Source organism: Glycomyces buryatensis, from assembly GCF_004912275.1.
Lineage (GTDB): Bacteria > Actinomycetota > Actinomycetes > Mycobacteriales > Micromonosporaceae > Glycomyces > Glycomyces buryatensis.
In genome coordinates this window covers 180,310-195,579 of sequence record NZ_STGY01000072.1, presented here as the reverse complement: position 1 = coordinate 195,579, position 15,270 = coordinate 180,310, and the positions used below count along the sequence as shown (strand labels likewise).

Below are 15,270 nucleotides of genomic sequence, written 5' to 3'. Positions count from 1 at the left end.
CTCATCCTCCTTCGGATCTGAGCAGGCCCAGGAGCCGGGCGGCGTTCTCCTTGAGGATCAGCGGCCTGACCTCGGGTTTGAGGTCGAGGTCGGCGAAGTCGGCCAACCACCGGTCGGGGGTGATCAGCGGGTAGTCCGAGCCGAACAGGACCTTGTGCTTCAGCAGCGAGCCCGCGTACTTCACGAGCAACGGCGGGAAGTACTTCGGTGACCAGCCCGACAGGTCGATGTAGACCGACGGTTTGTGGACGGCCACGGCGAGCGCCTCCTCCTGCCAAGGAAACGAGGGATGGGCCATCACGATGGTCAGGCCGGGGAAGTCGGCCGCCAGGTCGTCGAGCAGCATCGGATTCGAGTGCTTCAGCCGGATGCCGCCCCCGCCGGGAACCCCCGCCCCGATGCCGGTCTGTCCGGTGTGGAACACCACCGGGAGCCGGAGTTCCTCGAGCGCCTCATACAGCGGGTAGGCCATGCGGTCGGACGGGTCGAACGCCTGGAGGCTCGGGTGGAACTTGAACCCGCGGACGCCGTGGTCGGCGGCGAGGCGGCGGATCGCCGCCACCGCGGCGGCGCCGCGCCACGGGTCCACGCTGCCGAACGGGATCAGCACGTCCGCGTTGCGTGCGCACGACTCGGCCACCGCCTCATTCGCGATCGGCGCTCGGCCCGTCGCGTGTTCGGCGTCGACGGTGAAGACCACCGCGGCCATGTCGCGCTCGCGGTAGTAGGCGGCGGTCTCGTCGACCGTGGGGCTGCGGTCCCTCGCTGAGAAGTGCGCGCCGGACGCGGCCAGCAGATGATCCGGCAACGAGGTGTGCCCCTCATCCGAGATCTCCGCGTGGACGTGCATGTCGATCGCGGTGAGCCGGTCGACGTCCATCGTCAGGCCCCCGGATTCTCGACGTCTGGGATCCCGTACGACTCGATCCTGGCGTCGAACACGGCGGGCCATGCTGCCGCGATCGCGTCGGCGTCCCATCCGCCGTCGCGATGGGCCAGGACCGCTTCGTGGGGATGCGACCACAATGCCAATCGGTCGCCGCCGATGCCGATGGCCTGACCCGTGATCGAGGCGGCGGCGTCCGACAGCAGGAACACCGGCAACTCCGCGGCGTCCTCCGGCGTCCCGAAACCCGCCCCGGCGCGAAGCCACTGCGGCAGCGGTCGGCCGTGCTCCCGCGACTCGCGCACGTACGGCTCGAACATCGGGATGCTCTCGGTCATAGCCGTGGCCGCCACCGGAATCACCGCGTTGACCGCGATCCCGTCCCGCGCGCACTCCATGGCCCAGGTGCGGACCATGCCGACGATCGCCGCCTTGGCGGCCGAGTAGTTGGTCTGGCCGACGTTGCCGCGCTGGCCGGCCGGCGAGCCCACCACGACGATCCGGCCGCCTTCGCCTTGCGCGCGCATTCGCTGGACGGCCGCGCGCACGCACGTGAAGGTGCCGCGCAGGTGGACGTTGACGACCGTGTCGAAGTCGTCGTCGGACATCTTCCACAGGATCCGATCGCGCAGCACGCCGGCGTTCGTGATCAGGCCGTCCAAGCGGCCGAACTCCTTGAACGCCAGTTCGACGAGCGACTCGGCCACTTCCGTGCTGCCGACGGCCCCGGTCACGGCGACGGCCCGACCGCCGACGGCGGCGGCTTCGCCCACCACTGCTTCCGCGGCGGCGCTGTCGACGTCGTTGACGACGAGCGCGGCGCCGGCCCTGGCGAGTGCGAGGGCGTACGCCCGCCCCAATCCGCGGCCGGCGCCGGTGACGATGACGATCTTGCCGGTCAGGTCCATCAGCTCGCTCCTTCGTCAGTGTCGGGAATGGTCTCCAGCAGTTCGACGGCGATGGCCCGCGCCTCGGGTTCGAGGGCGGCGTGGAGCCGCCGGAAGAGCCGCTGGGCCTGCTCGGCTGGCCAATCGTCCGGCAAGTGCCGGATCGGCAGGCGCGGGTCCTGGCGGAGGATTTGCAGCCACTCGGCGGTCAGTTGCAGTTGCCGCGCCAGCGCGTCCATCGCCTCGGATTCGGGCGGGTCCGGCGACCATCGTTCGATGAACCGCTGGTACGTCTTCGCGAGTCCTTGGAGGTCCCAGGCGCCGCCGACCAGGTCGTCGACGTCGGTGGGGGCGATCGCCCGGGCCTGGAACACTTTCACGTGCTCGGCCGCTTCGATGTCCTCGAGCACGGCGTTCACCTCCACAGGGGAGGGGGCGATCCACAGTCCGCCCTGGAGGGAGCCGAACCCGGCCCACAGCAACCGGGAGCGCAGCAGGTGGCGCTGCTGCCGCTGCGATTCGGGGACGGTGAAGCCGAGCAGCGTCCAGGTGCCGTCCCAGCGGTCGTTGACGACGCCGGTCCTCCAGATGCGAATCTCGCCGTCGTTGAGGATCTCGCGCGAGCGGGACGTGAGCCCCAGGTAGACCTGGCGCCCGCGCCGATGCCGTTGCAGGAGGCCGTGGTCGGCCATCCGGCCCAGCGCGGACCGGGCGGCGTGCTGGGCGACCCCGACGCGGTCGAGCACCTTCAAGACGCTGCCGGTCGACACGCGCACGCCGCGTCCGAGCACGTGGCCGCCGAAGAACGTGAGGAGGAGCGCCTGTGGGCGCACCTCGGCTATGTCACTTGCCATGAATTCATAATAGTCAATGTATTGACTGTCGTCACGTATCTGCCTAAGTTTATTTGGGAACGGGCCGGCCGCCCGACCGGCCCGCCACCGCTACCCCGACCGGAGGCGCGCAATGTCTCGGACCGACGCGGCGTCGAGCACGCAGCTCCGCCGAGCAGTCTTCTCCAGCTATCTCGGCAGTCTGATCGAGTTCTACGACTTCCTTCTGTACGCCACCGCCGCCGCCCTCGTGTTCAACCAGGTCTTCTTCTCCGACCTGGACCCGCTCGTCGGTACGGTGGCCAGCTTCGGCACCCTCTTCGCCGGCTACCTCGCGCGGCCGCTCGGCGGCATCGTGTTCGGTCACTTCGGCGACCGGCTGGGCCGCAAGAAGATGCTCATCATCACCATGGCCACTATGGGCATCGCCAGCACCCTCGTCGGGTTGCTGCCGACGTACGAGCAGGTCGGCGCACTGGCGCCGATCCTCTTGGTCGCCCTGCGCATCGTGCAGGGGATCGCGCTCGGCGGCGAGTGGGGCGGAGCGGTACTGCTCTCGGCCGAGCACGCCACCTCGCGGCGCGGCCTGTGGGCCTCGTTCACCAACGCGGGCGCCCCGAGCGGCATGGTCGTTTCCACGGGAATGCTCGCCCTGGTCGCCGCCGGCACCACCGAAGCGCAGTTCCTCGCGTGGGGCTGGCGGATTCCGTTCCTGGGCAGCATCGCCCTCCTCGCCCTCGGCCTGTTCGTGCGGATGAAGGTCGTGGAGACCCCGGTCTTCACGAACGCCGCTCCAGCGGCGTCGGAGTCGTGGCCGCTGCTCGAGGTGATCAAGCGGCACCCGAAGAACCTGCTGCTGGCGATCGGCATCGGCTTCGGCGCATTTGTCGCCCAGTCGGCGATCACGGTGTTCGTCGTCTCGTACGCGGTCCAGAGCGGATTCGCGCGCGGCGCGGTCCTGAACGCGCTCGTCATCTCCTCGACGCTTGCGGTGGCCGGCATACTCGGATACTCGGCCCTGTCGGATCGGATCGGCAGGCGCCCGGTCGTGATGGTCGGGGCGCTCGGCATGGCCGCGGTCGCGTTCGTGCTGTTCCCGCTGATCGACACCGGCTCCTGGGTACTGCTCGTCCTCGCCGTGGTCCTCGGGCAGGCCGTCGTCCACCCGATGATGTACGGGCCGTTGGCCGCCCTGTACAGCGAAATGTTCGGCACCCGCACCCGCTATACGGGCGCCTCGCTCGGATACCAGATTTCCTCGACGGGCGCGGGCGCGACGCCCCTCGCGTTCGCCGCGCTGCTCGCCGCGGGTGCGAGCCCGGTGATGCTCTCCGCGGTCATCGCCGCGTGCTGCCTGATCACGGTCCTGTGCATCTGGGCGGTCAAGGAGACCCACCGGAGCGACCTGACCCGGCCGACTCCTTGAACTCTCATTCATATCTGTATCGATCGTCGTGTACTCGACGAATGACCCAGCCGAGTTTTCTGCAGCGACCTCGGCGTGAAGGAGGGAAAGAATCCATCATGAAACGAACGAGAACCGTCTTCGCGGCCGTCCTCAGCGGACTGCTGCTCATCGCCGCCGGGATCGCATTCGCGCCCGCGGCCGCCGCGGCCTCCTTGACCGAGGTGACCGACTTCGGCGAGAACCCCGGCAACCTGCGAATGCACATCTACGTGCCGGACACCCGCCCGGCCGAGCCCGCGATCCTTGTGGCCATGCACGGCTGCGGCGGATCAGGGACCGGGTTCTACTCGGGCTCCGAGTTCGCCTCGCTGGCCGACCAGTACGGCTTCATCGTCATCTACCCCACCGCCACGAAGCAGACGTCGATGGGCAACTGCTTCGACGTGTGGTCGGAGGCGTCCAAGACCCGAGGCGGCGGCAGTGACCCGGCATCCGTCGTCTCGATGGTCGAATACGCGGAGCGGGAGTACGACGGCGATCCGGAGCGGATCTACGTCACCGGCAGCTCCTCCGGCGGCATGGAGACCAACGCCCTCCTCGCGCTCTACCCGGACGTGTTCGCGGCCGGAACGGTGTTCATGGGCGTGCCCTTCACCTGTTTCAAGAACGAGGCCGACTTCCCGCCCCAGACCAGCAAGTGCGTCAACGGGAGCATGGACCAGGCCCCGCAGGCGTGGGGCGACGCGGTCCGGCAGGCCTACCCCGAATACAGCGGTCCGAGACCCCGGGTGCAGCTCTGGCACGGCGATCAGGACTCCCTCGTCCCGTAGCTCCTCCAGGAAGAGGTCGACCAGTGGACGGACGTGTTCGGGCTGAGCCAGAATCCGACGTCCACCGATCGGCCGCAGTCGAACTGGGAACGCGAACGCTACGCGGACGCGAGCGGAACCGTCGGCGTCGAGTCCATCACTGCCGAGGGCTCCGGGCACGACCTGCCGCAGACCGGCATGGCGCAGCTCGCCATCGAGTTCTTCGGCCTGCACCAGTCGGACCCGGCTTGATGAAGCTTGCGAACGCTTCGACCTCGGACGTCGGCCAGTAGACCGCCCGAGTAGTCGATAGCCGCGCCTCACATTGAACGTGAGGCGCGGCCATCGACTATTCGATCTTGGTTCGGGTCGCTACAGCCCCAATCGGTCGAGTGCTTCGGCTCGTTGCTGTTGGCCGGTGTCGTCCAGGTCCAGGCCCGACTCGTCTGAAGCCTCGCAGCGCACGTCCGACTCCGGGAACTCGCCGTCCACAAGGTAGTCCGTGGTGATGTTCAGCGCGCACGGGTTGTCGCCGTACACATAGACGCCATGGCCGTCGTCGTCGACGGTGACCAGGCGGGCCCGGTCGCCGAACGCCTCGCTGACCAGGTGCCCGCCCTCCAGCGGGGTGGCCACGTCTCGCTCGTTCTGGAGCACCAGGACGTTCGCCGGACCCTCATCGGTGATCGCCACCTGCGGCTCGAGCGGGTCGTTGTGCCAGAAGGCGCAGGGAGTGATGTTCCCGCCGGCCCCGCCGAACATCGGGTACTCCTCGCGGTCGGCGGCGACCGCGTCCTGGTAGGTCGCGACGTCCTCAGGCCAGTCGGTGTCGTTGCACGTGACGGCCAGGTACGCGGACAGGGCATTGTCGAAGGGCGACGGTTCAGCCGCCCCTTCGGTGCCGTCGGCCCGCGAAGCCGGCACCGGAAGATCGAGCTGGTCGGCCTGGCGGCGGACCTCGTCCTCGTCGGAGGCGGCCAGCGACTCCCACAGCCGGGCCATCGGCCCGTAGGACGACTCTTTATAGAGCGTGAAGAACACGTAGAACCGGAACATCGGGCCGTCGAAGATGTCCACGGGCTGCTCGTCGAGCTGCTGGGCCAGCGCGAAGTAGCCTTCCCGCACCTCCTCCGGGGTCTGTCCCAGACCGTAGCTGTCGTGCCGCTCGGCAGCCCAGGCCGCGAAGGTCGGGAAACTCTCCTCCACTCCGGGGCCCCACCGGCGCTGCATCGCGAAGTCGAGCGCGGTGTCGCCGCCGTTGCTGTCGATCACGATCCGGTCGCTGTGCTCGGGGAACAGCGAGGCGTAGGCCGAGCCCAGCGAGGAGCCGTACGAGGAGCCGTAGAAGTTGATCTTCTCCTCGCCGAGCGCTTGGCGGATCCAGTCCATGTCGCGGGCGGTGTTGGCCGTGGTCATGTGCTGCATGAGCCCGTCGGGATCGTTCGCGGCGCACTGCTCGGCGACACCCTCGGCGATCGCGGCTCGCTCGGCGACCGCGGCCTCGTCGACCGCGAACGGCGGAACATTGGCCCCGTAGTCCTGATCGGTGGTGAAGCCGCAGCTCACCGGCGAGGAATGGCCGACGCCTCGCGGGTCCATGCCGATCAGGTCGTAGGCGTCCGAGACGCCGTTCGGCAGCCCCAGGTCCACCAGGTCGGTCGGCTGCGACAGTCCCGCACCACCCGGCCCGCCCGGGTTGAGCATCAGCACGCCCCGTCGGTCGGCCTCGTTCTGGCTGGCCAGCCGGGAGATCATGACATCGATGCGGGTGCCGTCGGGTTCGTCGTAGTCGAGCGGCACGGGAACCGTGGCGCATTCCAGGCGCTCCGCTCCCGTCACGTCCTCCGGACACGCTCCCCAGTCCACTTTGCTCGCGTCGCCGTCGTCGGCGATCGCCGGCAAGGTCACCAGCGTCGCGGTGAGTCCTGCCGCGGCCGCCAGTGTCACGCCGATCCCGACGATTCGTCGTCGTTGCATCTCGTTTCCTCCTGCCCTGTCGCCCCCTTTTGGGGGCTATGGGGCACAGTTCAGGCCATGCCGTAGCGGCATGGTCAAGCGCTCGGCGCGGTTTCATGAACGAGATCACATGGAGCGGCGCGCGGCCGGCGGATCAATCGGCTTGCGGCGGTTCGTATATGAGCGCATGGATGCGCTGCATGACGTCCAGTTGCGCGGGGTTGTACAGGTCCCTGAGGGTCTTGCCGATCGACCGCTTGATGAAGCCCTCGCTGTGCGGGGCGTCGGTGAAGTCGTTCAGCTCCGGGTGCCGCTCATTGAGATCGCGTGCGAACGGCGCGAGGCGTTCGGCCAGGGCGATGCGGGTCGGCTCGTCGGCGTCGGCGGGCAGGTCGTCGAATTCGCGGCCGACGGGATCGTCGGGCGGGTCCCGCAGCAGGTCACCGTACGCCTGGACGGACCGTGGACCGAGGATCCGGCTCATGACGACCACAAAGGAGCGGTCGGTTTCGGACAGTCCGGCGGCTGCCGCGGGCGCGAGTTCGGGGGGCAGGTCGGTCGGGGCGGACTGGCGCAGGATCACGCCGAGCTCGACGCGGATGCGTTGCAGGCGTTCGATGGTGGCCGCGAGCTCGGCATCGAGGTTGCGCAGGGCCTCCTCGGGATGGTGGTCGTCATCGCCCACATCGGCGATCTGGGGCAGGGAGAAACCGAGGTCGACCAGACGCTTGATCCGCAGCAACCGGACGAGATGGGCGACGCCGTACTGCTTGTAGCCGTTGGGGAGCCGTTCGGGCTCATCGAGCAGGCCCACCTCGTGGTAGTGCCGTACCGCCCGGAGGCTGGTACCGGCGAGCTCGGCGATCTCGCGGGTGCTCCATGCCAAGGTCGTCACCTCATTGGTCCACTGTGGTCGATGCTCTCGCGTCGATGGCTCCAGTCAAAGCCATGCATCGCGACACCGTCGAACGCATTCGGCTCGAAACGGGTGAGGGCGGGATCCTGACGAATGATATCGGCAATCGCGACGGAGACGGGGCCGCAGCCGGGACGCTCCGGCTGCGGTTCGGGCGGAAGCGATCGTCAAAGTGCCAGTCCACCCGCGCGGCCCACGACGTGCTCCCAGGAGACCTCCGCCAGACCCGGCAGAGGGTCGGGCAACGACTCCCTGAGGACGGATAGGAACGTCGCGTCGCCGGCAACGACGCAGCCTCCCCAGGGATGGAGATCCAGCGGGATCAGGCTCGCGTATCCGGCGGCGGGCCCCGAGGCCAGATAGGTGAGCGTTGCCGAGTCGTCGACCTCCCTGCGGTCCAGGTCGCCCAGCCCTCCAAAAACGGTCAGAGCTCGGTGCAGCAAGGCGGTCGACGCGGCGTACCAGGCTCGCGGCGAGGTGCCCTGCGCGGCGAGCGAGAGACACGATCCGGCCGCCCGGGTCGCCCTGAGGAACTCGTGGACGGCGCTCGAGCGGGGGTCGAGCGTGCTCCACTCCGAACGCACCCGAAGCCCTTGGGGCGTCGTCAATGACCCTTCGGCGATGAGGTCGCGCTGTAGGTCGGCGTAGCGATCGGCCATACCCGGCGGTGGCTCTGCCGCGGTACCCGGCGCGAACCACGTCCCCATCCCGTACCACTGGCAGTTCTCCCACGAGGAACGGAGGGCGGCGAGCAAGCTCCGCTCGTCGTCCGGATGATCAGCAGGGAGCCACAATGCGGGCGGCAGGCGCTCAGGCGCGAAGTCGTGCCGGTTGAGGAGCGCTCCGAGCGCGGGGCCGTCGATCAGCGTGGCGGTTGGCATGTGCGCTATTCTCCGTTGTCGGCCACGAGAACCCAGAACTCGTACTCCTCGGTGCTCACCGCCACCATTGCGGAGCGGTCCAGACTGGACGCGATGAACCCTGGCTCGCCCGGGTAGGGCCCGAGATCACGGATCGTCGGCCTCCCGTCCGTCCGGACATGCAGCCACGGCTTGCCGAACGTTCCCTCTCCTTCCACGGTGAGCAGGAATTCCCCGTCGCCCGAGATGATGTTCAACTGATTCGCCATCGCATTCCAGGCCTGGTCCAGAATGGTCAGTGAGGTCTCACCCAGCGAGTCCGAGACCCGCACGGAGGGCTTGGCGTCTGCCGAGGCGAACACCTTCCATGCCGACTGAACGTCTGCGGGTGTGCCTGCCTCGCCGAGCAGTGCGAGCCCGGCCTGAGCGAGCATCTCGGCGTCTCGTGATGGTTCAGCTGCCGAATTCATCGCTATCCCGGAGACCCGTGATGAATTCGGAGAACGACGACGCGATCCGCTGAGGAACGCGATTCTCGTCGATATACGCCACCGACGGCTCGCTGTGCCGACCGGCTTCGCTGTAGTCCAGCATGACCGCGTCATGGCCGCCCGACGGCATGGCGCATAGCACGATGCCGATCGCCGGATACTCCCACTCACTGATCATGTACTCGCTGTCGAACCCTGAGTCGCTGTGGAGGCCGTGTCCGCCGCCGATGCCGAGGATCGCCTTGATCTCGATGTGGTCGTCGGCCCACGAGGTGGGGGAGGAGATCGGATAGCAGCGCCGCGCCGGGACGCCCCCGTTGCAATCGTCCAGGAGAGCGACCAGTGACTGCGGCAAGGTATAGCCGAGCGAGCTCTCCGCCGTCGACACCATGTCCGAGGTGAGCTCGGGGCCGGTGTACCGGTCCGACGCCGCGAGGAATCCGGCGATGGTCATGCGGCATCAGCTCGCGCGACAAAGATCCAGCTCGCTGCGTCGTGAGGGGTTATGACCGGCGACTCGAGGATGTGATGGGCGGAGGTGACATTGACGTGCGCTCCCAGCAACAGGGTCAGTTCCTGAGCGATCTCGCGTAGATCTTCCTTGTCTGCGCGGGTGATCGCTTGCAACTGGCATGTCACGGTCACGTCGAGACCATCCACTGTGACTCCCAGTGCCAGGGCATTGCGCGGAATGAGCCCGAGTGACGCTTGCGTCGCCTGCGCGATGATGTAGTTCTCCCACAGGGGAGCGGCGCCGAGATCCTCCGGTGTCGGTGGTGGCATCGCGTTGGTCATGAGCGGCCGATGCCACGAAGCGTCGCGAGGGCGGGCGCTGGTTCGCCGAGAGACCAGTCGCCCCAGTCCTCGAACGCCGTCTCGACATGCTGCCTCGACACGACCAGTAGGTCCGGGAGCGGCGGAGTCTCGCCGCTCCCGCTCATGAACGCGTCCCAGTCGAAATCGGCCGTGACACCTCGCCTGTCGACGACGATTCCAACGACGTCTTCCGGTCGCTCTTCCAGGAGCCGATCCGTACCGGCTACCGCCGAGTCCATCTGCTCGGTCGTGAGTCCGTCCAGGTAGCAGTAGACACCGTAGAACTCGCCGGACGGCGAGCCGTGGCCGAGACGGCGCCGGAGGGTGACGGTCAGGTCATCCGAGCGGGTGAACCACATCTGAAAGGTCAGCGAAGGCTCGACGCCCTCCAACCAGGACATGAACGCCTCCCGCGTGACGAACTCCTGGGTGCCTTCAAAGTCGAGGATGCTTACCTCGTCGTGGGAACCCGGCATGGACAGGACCGCGCCTGTCCCGGTCAGCCACCTGACAAGCTGCGCATGGACCGGTCCGCGCAGGAACCAGGCCATGAATTCGTCCGACACCGCTGCTCCTTTCGATTGCACCGCTTCCGTCCCGTACCGGACCCCCTCAAGGTCCGAGGTGTACGAACCGGGCCCAGTATGCGGCGTCGCGAGGCGCCTCCGCCCGAAGCGCGCGGACGGCCTCGTGCAGGGCGAAGGCACTGGCCGACAGGTCGACCTGTCCGTCGCGGATCACCTGCCCGTAGAAGCGCCCGGCCACGAGCGAGGCGGCTCCGTCGAAAATCGTCCACAGTGTTCCGACCACGTGCGGCCATCCGACGTACTGCATGGCGGCCGCGATATTCATCGCCTCGTCGAGGTTCACCGCACCGCCGGTGGCGGTCTGGCAGGCCGACAGGAAGGCGAGGCTCCGAGGCCCCGGAGTGATCTGCGCGAGGTCGTCGACGCGGACCAGCCCGGCCGTTTCCCAGTCGAAGGGCACGAGCCCTCCGTCGGCGGGACGGCTCAAATCCTGGATGCCATGCGAGGCGATGTGCACCATCGAGTGGGCGCCGAGGCCCGCGATGATCGCGTCACGGGTCGCTTCGGACTCGGACAGCGAGGTGACCGCTTCGGACCCGAAGTGCTCGGTGAACATGCGCTGCTCCTTCGCGACGCCCGGCAGTTTCGCGAACGGACCCGGGGTGTCGGCGATCGACACCAGCAGCGGAGTGGGAATCCGGTCGGGGACGGTTATCGAGCGCGCGTGCGCCAGCGCGCGAAGCGTCGGGGTGTAGGAGGAGACGGCGCGGTCGAGCACCGTGCTGCCGTCGTCGCGGTCGTGGTATCCGGCGGCGTGGACGGGCAGGAGGGTCAGCGGTCCGGTGGGGCACCACCAGATCCGCGGGAGATCGGATCGCTTGGGCACGAAGCCGAGGTGGTCGAGCACCGGTTCGGCGACGTGGTCCCACAGCCACTCCAGAACCCGATTGGCCTCGGTCTCCAGTTCCGGGTCGCGGACCGGGCCCGTATTGCGGCGCAACGCGTTCAAGTACCGATTCGTCTCCTCCGCGAGCTCGGGCTGGTTGAACGGCATTGGCACGACGGCGATACCGGACGGGGACACCACCAGGGCGTCGCAGCGCCAGCGGCTCGCATTGAGGATCACGACCGGGCCGGCGTCTTGGGGCGGCATGAGGTGCGCGAGCCTCGGCGGGCCCATGAACTCCTCCGGGTCCGGGAATCGCTCGGTCGGCGGCAGGGCGCGGACGCGAGCCACCAGGTCGTCAAGGCGGCGAACGGCTTCGGACTGATCGATGTGGAAGCGCCCCAACGATTCAGGGATGGGGCTCAATGGAGCGTCGGCACCGGCGGGATCGAGGACCGCGAGGCAGCGTTCGAGCTCGGCGGCGAGCTTCGGATGTGCCGTAAGCAGTAGGTCCCGATCCGAGCGCAGATCGAGCAGCTGTCCCCACACGATGCCCCGGCCCTGCTCCAGCAACCGCACCGCTTCGGCCGGGTCGCCGGCGTTCAGCGCACATGCGGCTGCGTCCACGGCAACGGTCGCGGCGTCGTTTTCGAGCAGGTGCCGGCGGTCGCCGCGATCAAGGCTGTGCCGTGCCATCCTCGGCAGGAGCTCCACCGCCTCCCGAAGCAGCGGTAGCGCTTGCGCCGAGCGCGATCGGTCTTGGAGCATCAGGAGTGTGGCCGCGACGAAGGCCGCACTGACGCGAAGCGCGACCGGCCCGGTCGGGATCGCCGCCGCCGCGGCAAAACTCGCGGCGGCCTCCGAACCGGAAGCCTCGTCGCCGTTCGAGTAGAACCGATCGCCCAGGACCTTGCCGAGCAGCAAGAAAATATTCGCGCGTTCCGGGCCGTCCTCCGGGGCACTGTCGAGGGCCTCACGCGCCAGCGCGGTAGCCCGTTCCAAATCATCCTCATCGGATAGTGTCGTGAACCGCTGATAGATCATTACTCCGAGGTTCATGAGCGGGACCGCGCGGAGCGGATCATCCTCAGGGGTCGCGGACACCGCTTCGTGTGCCAGGGACACGGCCGCCTCCAGATCGGCGAGGTCGCGTTCGGCGTCCCCGACGCTCAGGTATCGCTCGAGGTACGCGCTGGCGAGGTTGGTGTGTATCACCGAGTAACCAACGTGCCCGGCATGGGTCAGGTCGATCGCCTCGCAACCCAGGAGGATGGCCTCATCGAGCGCGTCGCGCTCCCCGAACCGTTGATATCTCGTGACGAGTACGGAGGAGAGGGTATGCGCACGAGTGGCCCGGGCCCGGTGTGTCACGGGAGTTCGGTTCAGCGCCTCGTCGGCGGCGTCGACGGCCTCGTCCAGATCACTCGCATCACCGGTGAGCTGGTATCTCCTCCGGAACGCGGAGGCCAGGTTGGCGAAATGGCCTGCCAGGTAGGGGCCGCCATCGTGCGTCTCTCGGACGGCCTGCCGCCCGATCGCCACGGCTTCGTCGAGGATCTCCAGGTCACCGGTCCGTTCGGCCCGGTATTCGAGGGTGATCGTCAGGTTGAAGAGCGCCGCCGCTCGTTGGTAGTCGGTGGGGTGGAACGAGTCGACCGCTTTCCGGAGCAGGGCCGTCGCCGTTTCGAGGTCGGCGGGGTCGCCGGCTCGCTCGGCCAGTTCGCGCAGTGCGTTCCCCGCGTTCGACAGTATCGGTCCGGGAGCCTGCATGTCGGCCGGCATGGAGCGCACCGAGATGCGGGCCAGATCGGCGGCCTCGGCGATGTCGCGGAGTCGCGAAGTGCGTCGGTATTTTGTCCTCAGGGACGCGGAGAGATTGGAGGTCCGATGGCACAGGAACGGCGAGTCCGGAGGCGTCTGGTCGACCGCGCTCCTGCCGGCCGCGACGGCCTGTTCCAGGTCGTTCTCATCCCCGGCGAGGTCGTACCGGGTCGACTGCGCATTGCCCAGGCTGGAAAGGAGCTTCGCCGGGTCCTCGCCGGAGCCGCCGCCGTCGATGAGCGTCCGCAGTATGCGGATGGCTTCGTCGGCGTCGCCGACGGTGCCGTTGCGATCCGCCCGGACCCGAAGCGTCACTGCCAACAGCGAGGCCACCGTGCCGTGGGACCGGTGCCCCACCGGGAAGTGGTCGAGCGCCGCGCTCCACGACGCGAGGGCGGCATCGAGGTCGGTCGGTTCCCCTGCTGCCTCGAATCGCCGCCAGAGCATCGTGCCGAGGTTGTACTGGTAAGGGCCGCAATCGCTGTGGCCGGACGGGGCGTTTTCCAGCGCAGTCATCCAGCCGTTGACGGCGGCATCGACGTGCTCGATGCGGTTCGTGATGGTGGCGCGCTGGTTCAGGGCCAGAGCAAGGTCGGAGAAGTACGACTGGCGCTGCGGGTCATCGCCGGATGCGGTTGCGACGGCGGCACGGTGACAGGCGATCGCCTCGTCGAGACGGCCCGGATCACCGAGCATGAGCGAGCCGACGAACTCTGCCAGACCGAGCCGCCACAGGCGGAAGGCGCGCTCGACGTGCAACTCGGGGGTGTTGTCGAGCCAGACCCGGCCGATGGCGACGGCCTCGTCCAGGTCCTCGATGTCTCGCACGAGTTCGACACGCGCCCAAAGGATCTCGGCCATTGAGGCCAGGTCTTCGAGGCGGGCGCCGTTCGGGTGCGTGACGAGCCCCCGGAACAGCGCGGCGGCGAGGCTCAGCGCGGCCGCGTCGCGGGAGTCGATCGCATAGTCGCGCAAGTCGCGCACGCGTGACTCCGCTGGCGCTTGCGGGTCGCTCTCCAGCTCGATAAACCTCCGAATGTCCGGTGGTACCAGGTCCGGGCGGATCTGCGCGATCGTCGCCCAGAGCCCGGCGGACCGAGTCATCTCCGCGAGACTCTCATTCTCCTCCAACTTCGAAGCCCTGTACATGTGCAGCGTCGCGATCGCAGTGCAGGCCGAACCCGCCAGTTCGATGTCGGTGATGCGCCGCGCGCGCAACTCGTCGGCGACCGCCAGGACCCGCTCATCGAGCACCTGTCGCGGGTCGCCGCCGGGGAAGTCGTCGAGCCGGCTTTCCAACCACTCGATCAACTCGGGCACTGACGCCATGGGAAGTCCTTGGGGAGTAAGGGAGTTCCGTTCCAGACTAGAGTGCCGGGGCTACGATTGGTGGATGCCCAGCAACGCTGAGGGTCCGCCGCCCGAGGCGCAGACCGCCCCGGATGCGCCCGAACCCGAACCTGCGCCGAAGCCGCCGCCCGACTCGTCCTGGCTGAAGACCGAGGAGGTCCGAGGCACTGGCAGCGAGCAGCCCGCCATCCCATTGGAGCCGCGAAGGCGCAGAAGGTCACCGGATACGGGACGACCGGAGTGAGCGACCCGCAGCAAGGCGAAGCGTACGCCGACTACATCGCGTCCGAACTCGGCGAGGAACACCGCCGACGGGACAACCTGCAGGGCCGGTCGCAATGGCTGGTCAGCTCCTCGGCCGTGCTCCTGACGCTGATGACCGGCATCGCCGTCTTCACGCAGTTCTCGCAACCGGTCGCGGTCCCCGGGTGGCTCCAGGCCGGGTACGTCATCGCGCTGGCGGCACTGGTCGCCGCGGTGGCCGCCGGGATTTGGGCCGGACGCGCCTACCGGTACCGCGTCGCCGACGGCTCCACTCTGTCGCTCATGCTCGGCGAGCATTGGGGAGACGACCACGTCGACGCCCGGAACCTGGTGGCGAAACTGCGGGTCGCGGAGATCGCCTCCCTTCGCCACGGCAACAACCTCATGGCGAAGTGGGTCCTGGCGGGACAGGTCTCGCAGCTGAGCTTCGTCGTCCTCTTCACGATCAGCGCCCTGCTGACCGCGGCAGCGGCGACGCCCGCCGGGTGAACGGTGCGGTAGACCGGTGCTCTTCGATGCGGCGACGACCTGGTCGACCCGCGCATCGGCCTCCAGCGGTG

At 68.2% G+C, this 15,270-nt stretch carries 15 protein-coding genes; 4 read left to right on the top strand and 11 right to left on the bottom strand.

The features are described 5' to 3' along the window. Position 1: 1 nt before the first annotated feature. Genes FAB82_RS22135 through FAB82_RS22125 form a run of 3 tightly spaced genes read right to left on the bottom strand, consistent with a single transcriptional unit; the run spans position 2 to position 2,627 of the window. Positions 2–880 carry an amidohydrolase family protein gene (locus FAB82_RS22135; RefSeq protein ID WP_136536725.1) on the bottom strand — a complete coding sequence of 293 codons (879 nt, stop codon included), beginning with the start codon at positions 878–880 and terminating at the stop codon, positions 2–4. A 2-nt stretch (positions 881–882) separates the two neighbouring features. Beyond that, complete coding sequence (locus tag FAB82_RS22130; RefSeq protein ID WP_136536724.1) at positions 883–1,794, bottom strand: SDR family oxidoreductase; 912 nt, start codon at positions 1,792–1,794, stop codon at positions 883–885. Continuing rightward, complete coding sequence (locus tag FAB82_RS22125; RefSeq protein ID WP_136536723.1) at positions 1,794–2,627, bottom strand: PaaX family transcriptional regulator; 834 nt, start codon at positions 2,625–2,627, stop codon at positions 1,794–1,796. Before FAB82_RS22125 ends, FAB82_RS22130 begins: the two co-directional genes overlap by 1 nt. 112 nt (positions 2,628–2,739) lie before the next feature. Here FAB82_RS22125 and FAB82_RS22120 point away from each other — a divergent pair, with 112 nt between their 5' ends. From FAB82_RS22120 to FAB82_RS27610, 3 genes are all read left to right on the top strand, one after another. Next, entirely contained in the window at positions 2,740–4,032 is a 1,293-nt protein-coding gene (locus tag FAB82_RS22120; RefSeq protein ID WP_136536722.1) for an MFS transporter, read from the top strand. 98 nt (positions 4,033–4,130) lie between these two features. Beyond that, complete coding sequence (locus FAB82_RS22115; protein WP_211116772.1) at positions 4,131–4,844, top strand: extracellular catalytic domain type 1 short-chain-length polyhydroxyalkanoate depolymerase; 714 nt, start codon at positions 4,131–4,133, stop codon at positions 4,842–4,844. 33 nt (positions 4,845–4,877) lie between these two features. After that, a complete protein-coding gene (locus FAB82_RS27610) occupies positions 4,878–5,075 on the top strand; it encodes a hypothetical protein (RefSeq protein ID WP_211116771.1) in 198 nt (65 codons plus the stop codon). 120 nt (positions 5,076–5,195) lie between these two features. Here FAB82_RS27610 and FAB82_RS22110 read toward each other — a convergent pair whose 3' ends face one another. The 8 genes from FAB82_RS22110 to FAB82_RS22075 all read right to left on the bottom strand — a co-directional run bounded on the left by FAB82_RS22110 (position 5,196) and on the right by FAB82_RS22075 (position 14,425). Next, positions 5,196–6,800 carry an alpha/beta hydrolase gene (locus tag FAB82_RS22110; protein ID WP_136536721.1) on the bottom strand — a complete coding sequence of 535 codons (1,605 nt, stop codon included), beginning with the start codon at positions 6,798–6,800 and terminating at the stop codon, positions 5,196–5,198. Between the two features lie 133 nt (positions 6,801–6,933). Beyond that, positions 6,934–7,665 (bottom strand): MerR family transcriptional regulator, encoded by a 732-nt coding sequence (locus tag FAB82_RS22105; protein ID WP_136536720.1) that lies wholly within the window; start codon positions 7,663–7,665, stop codon positions 6,934–6,936. Positions 7,666–7,862: 197 nt separating this feature from the next. Further along, on the bottom strand, positions 7,863–8,576 hold the full coding sequence (locus FAB82_RS22100) for a hypothetical protein (protein WP_136536719.1): 714 nt from the start codon (positions 8,574–8,576) through the stop codon (positions 7,863–7,865). A gap of 5 nt (positions 8,577–8,581) precedes the next feature. After that, on the bottom strand, positions 8,582–8,989 hold the full coding sequence (locus tag FAB82_RS22095) for a hypothetical protein (protein ID WP_136536718.1): 408 nt from the start codon (positions 8,987–8,989) through the stop codon (positions 8,582–8,584). Between the two features lie 19 nt (positions 8,990–9,008). After that, positions 9,009–9,500: an SMI1/KNR4 family protein gene (locus FAB82_RS22090; protein WP_168801717.1), complete on the bottom strand. Its 492-nt coding sequence runs from the start codon at positions 9,498–9,500 to the stop codon at positions 9,009–9,011. After that, the gene (locus tag FAB82_RS22085) at positions 9,497–9,841 is read right to left on the bottom strand and encodes a hypothetical protein (protein ID WP_136536717.1); all 345 of its coding nucleotides are present in this window, start codon (positions 9,839–9,841) and stop codon (positions 9,497–9,499) included. The genes FAB82_RS22090 and FAB82_RS22085 overlap by 4 nt, the downstream gene beginning before the upstream one ends. Then, complete coding sequence (locus FAB82_RS22080) at positions 9,838–10,428, bottom strand: hypothetical protein (protein WP_136536716.1); 591 nt, start codon at positions 10,426–10,428, stop codon at positions 9,838–9,840. The genes FAB82_RS22085 and FAB82_RS22080 overlap by 4 nt, the downstream gene beginning before the upstream one ends. Before the next feature lie 46 nt (positions 10,429–10,474). Continuing rightward, positions 10,475–14,425, bottom strand: a complete 3,951-nt coding sequence (locus tag FAB82_RS22075) for a CHAT domain-containing protein (protein WP_136536715.1) — start codon at positions 14,423–14,425, stop codon at positions 10,475–10,477. Positions 14,426–14,686: 261 nt separating this feature from the next. Between FAB82_RS22075 and FAB82_RS22070 the strand changes: the two genes are divergently transcribed. Then, on the top strand, positions 14,687–15,199 hold the full coding sequence (locus tag FAB82_RS22070; protein ID WP_136536714.1) for a hypothetical protein: 513 nt from the start codon (positions 14,687–14,689) through the stop codon (positions 15,197–15,199). Positions 15,200–15,270: the final 71 nt, after the last annotated feature.

Bases quoted from the DNA above. Each gene is read 5' to 3' on its own strand.
- FAB82_RS22135 (WP_136536725.1), bottom strand. From the start codon at position 880: ATGGACGTCGACCGGCTCACCGCGATCGACATGCACGTCCACGCGGAG.
- FAB82_RS22130 (WP_136536724.1), bottom strand. From the start codon at position 1,794: ATGGACCTGACCGGCAAGATCGTCATCGTCACCGGCGCCGGCCGCGGA.
- FAB82_RS22125 (WP_136536723.1), bottom strand. From the start codon at position 2,627: ATGGCAAGTGACATAGCCGAGGTGCGCCCACAGGCGCTCCTCCTCACG.
- FAB82_RS22120 (WP_136536722.1), top strand. From the start codon at position 2,740: ATGTCTCGGACCGACGCGGCGTCGAGCACGCAGCTCCGCCGAGCAGTC.
- FAB82_RS22115 (WP_211116772.1), top strand. From the start codon at position 4,131: ATGAAACGAACGAGAACCGTCTTCGCGGCCGTCCTCAGCGGACTGCTG.
- FAB82_RS22110 (WP_136536721.1), bottom strand. From the start codon at position 6,800: ATGCAACGACGACGAATCGTCGGGATCGGCGTGACACTGGCGGCCGCG.
- FAB82_RS22100 (WP_136536719.1), bottom strand. From the start codon at position 8,576: ATGCCAACCGCCACGCTGATCGACGGCCCCGCGCTCGGAGCGCTCCTC.
- FAB82_RS22095 (WP_136536718.1), bottom strand. From the start codon at position 8,989: ATGCTCGCTCAGGCCGGGCTCGCACTGCTCGGCGAGGCAGGCACACCC.
- FAB82_RS22090 (WP_168801717.1), bottom strand. From the start codon at position 9,500: ATGACCATCGCCGGATTCCTCGCGGCGTCGGACCGGTACACCGGCCCC.
- FAB82_RS22085 (WP_136536717.1), bottom strand. From the start codon at position 9,841: ATGACCAACGCGATGCCACCACCGACACCGGAGGATCTCGGCGCCGCT.
- FAB82_RS22075 (WP_136536715.1), bottom strand. From the start codon at position 14,425: ATGGCGTCAGTGCCCGAGTTGATCGAGTGGTTGGAAAGCCGGCTCGAC.